We start from the raw sequence: 2368 nt of genomic DNA, 5'->3' as shown, positions 1-2368 counted from the left end.
GGGGGGCGGCTGGAAACGGAGCATGCCATGGACGGTCGGGATGAAAAACGCGGGGGAAACCACGCGGACAAAGGTACCGGACCTTGTGCCTAAAGCGAGATGCCACCGCGCCAGTCGCCTACCCTACACAGTCTGCCGGGTCAGGACAGGCGGCGGCGGATACACCAGAGGGAGAGCCCGGCGAGGGTGAGGCTGAGGGCGCCATAGATCCCGGTCTCGTACCACTGGAGCCGCCAGAAGCGGTTGGCCGGATGATAGGTCACCTGCTGTCGGTAGCCGAGCTGGTTGATCTCGGTGAAACACTCCTCGAAGACCGGTGGGGTCGAGTCCGAGCGCTGGCCGCAGGCCCCTGACGGTGACAGCGTGATCGCGTCGACGGCGGTCCCGGACGCGTCCACGAGGTGGGTGGACAGGATCCAGTCCTCGCTCTGGGGTGTCCCCAACATCACCTGTGGGGATCCCTCGCCCTGCGGCGTGATGACGTTCTGGAAGTTCGACTCGGAGATCTCCAGGTCCGATCGGACCGGCGCGGCGAGGTGCGGCCGTACCAGCAGCGGCATGGCGATCTGGACGGCGACGAACACGCCAAGGGTGACGGCCATCGCGGGAAGGGCACGGCGGACCAGCAGCCCGGCTGTGACGCCGAGGACGAACGCGAAGGCCGCGTACCCGACAGGGACGACGCCGCGCGCGGCGAACAGCAGCGGCGAGATGCGTGCGTAGCTCCCGTCGGCGGTCCGTCCTGTGCTACCGACCCGGGCGACGTGCCCGCTTCTCCTCGAGGCGGGTCACCAGGCGTGTCATGGCGACCGCGGCCTCCTCGTGCGCCGTGTCGTAGCCCGTCGACTTGTCCGCCACCACCGCGAAGGCGAGGCCCTGGATCGTGGCGGCGACGAGCGCGGGTGGGTACTCGTCCGCGTCGAGGCCGTACTCGTCGAGAATCGTGGCCAGTTTCTCGATCTGCATCCGCCTGAGCTCGCGGGCCACCTTGCCGACCTCCGCCCGCAGCACCGGACGGTGGTTCGCCGCCGCCACGAACTCCACGATCAGGGCTGTTCCGCGGGGATCCGAGACGAGCTCCCACCAGGCGCGCAACGGCTCCGCGGAGGCCAGCGCCGCGGCCATCTGCTCCACCGTGCGCTGCGCGCGCCGCCGCAGGACCGCCACGAACAGGTCGTCGATCGTCGGGAAGTAGTAGTGCACGAGAGGGGCGTTGATGGCGACGCGGGCGGCCACGCTCCGGGAGCTGACTGCCGCGTAGCCCTCCCGGAGGATGATCTCCTCGGTCGCGTCGAGAAGACGAGTGGCCTTCTCGACGGTCGCCGCTCGGCGTCGACGGGGCGCGGTCATTCGCCTTCCTCCAGAGCGCGGAGTCCCAGCCTCGGATGGCAGCCGGCCTTCCATCTTCGCGGATGATCCCGACCGGATCGAGCCCGCGGCTCCGGACGCGCCTGGTCGTCAGTGCCGCTGGCCACCTTTCCCGACATCATCGTGGCTTCCCCCGTAGCGTCATCATGACCCCCTCGGTACAGGGGGCGATCAGATTCGCGACGAAGGGCATGTGACGATGGCGGACGTATCGGTGCGGTTGCAGGCGGAAGCCGGCACCGAGATCGTTCTGAATCTGTCTGTCCTTCAGGCGATCCGGCTGGTCGAGGCCATCGCGGGCGGGGCGGCGAACGTGATGCCCGAGCCCGGACGGGCACAGGCCGACTCACCTTGGCTGGTGCCGCACACCGGCCCGCAGACGTCAGCCGCGATGCCGCTCCGGCCGGGCCGGTGAGGCGGTAAGTCCTGCGATGGTCAGCGAGGGCCGTCCGTCGGCGGCGCGAACAGGCGTAGCAGGCGTGCTTGTTCCGGCTCGACCGTCAGCAGCTCGCTGTTCGCCCGTGGGAAGATCTCGGCTGCCTCCCAGTGCGCGGCGCGCACGCTCGCCGCGGTTCCCGTCCTGACGCCTCGGGCGCGGAGCTCGTCGAGCAGCTGCTGCGCGTCGAACAGGTAGACCGCTGCGATGGTCCACGGGCGGGTCCCGCCGCGCGAGGACGCCGCCGCCGATGCGGGGCCGGTGAACAGTTCACGGTTCGTCCCCGCAGCGGGCCGGATGCGAAGCGGCCGTCGATGGCGGCGGCCACCGCCGACTGCTCGAGCTCCAGGTCCACACTCACACGGACGATCTTTTCGTGGCGCCGATCTGTTGAGCGGCCTGTATGGCTCTTCGTTCAAAGGGTCAGGATTCTTCGCTTGACATCCTCCCCGGTGTGAACTCCGGGGATTCCCGTACCTCGCGATCCGGGTTCCTGCTTCGTCAACGGACGCCTCCTCGCTTCAGGAGCGAGGTGGTCTCACTCCATCTCCACAGGCGGACACC

4 protein-coding genes are annotated in these 2368 nt (G+C 69.0%); 1 reads left to right on the top strand and 3 read right to left on the bottom strand.

What is annotated here, in order from left to right:
- Positions 1-140: 140 nt before the first annotated feature.
- The gene (locus tag FMEAI12_RS34525) at positions 141-602 is read right to left on the bottom strand and encodes a hypothetical protein (protein WP_112109258.1); all 462 of its coding nucleotides are present in this window, start codon (positions 600-602) and stop codon (positions 141-143) included.
- A 145-nt stretch (positions 603-747) separates the two neighbouring features.
- Positions 748-1350 (bottom strand): TetR/AcrR family transcriptional regulator, encoded by a 603-nt coding sequence (locus tag FMEAI12_RS34520; RefSeq protein ID WP_112109257.1) that lies wholly within the window; start codon positions 1348-1350, stop codon positions 748-750.
- Positions 1351-1567: 217 nt separating this feature from the next.
- Between FMEAI12_RS34520 and FMEAI12_RS34515 the strand changes: the two genes are divergently transcribed.
- Positions 1568-1783: a hypothetical protein gene (locus FMEAI12_RS34515; RefSeq protein WP_112109256.1), complete on the top strand. Its 216-nt coding sequence runs from the start codon at positions 1568-1570 to the stop codon at positions 1781-1783.
- A gap of 20 nt (positions 1784-1803) precedes the next feature.
- On the opposite strand, the gene FMEAI12_RS39415 is transcribed toward FMEAI12_RS34515, so the two are convergent.
- A complete protein-coding gene (locus FMEAI12_RS39415) occupies positions 1804-1929 on the bottom strand; it encodes a hypothetical protein (protein ID WP_255565777.1) in 126 nt (41 codons plus the stop codon).
- Between the last annotated feature and the right edge of the window lie 439 nt (positions 1930-2368).

Origin of the sequence: Parafrankia sp. Ea1.12 (assembly GCF_900465275.1) — a bacterium.
GTDB lineage: Bacteria > Actinomycetota > Actinomycetes > Frankiales > Frankiaceae > Parafrankia > Parafrankia soli.
Note: the sequence above shows the minus strand (reverse complement) of the source record. Positions and strands in the feature narration are given on the sequence as shown.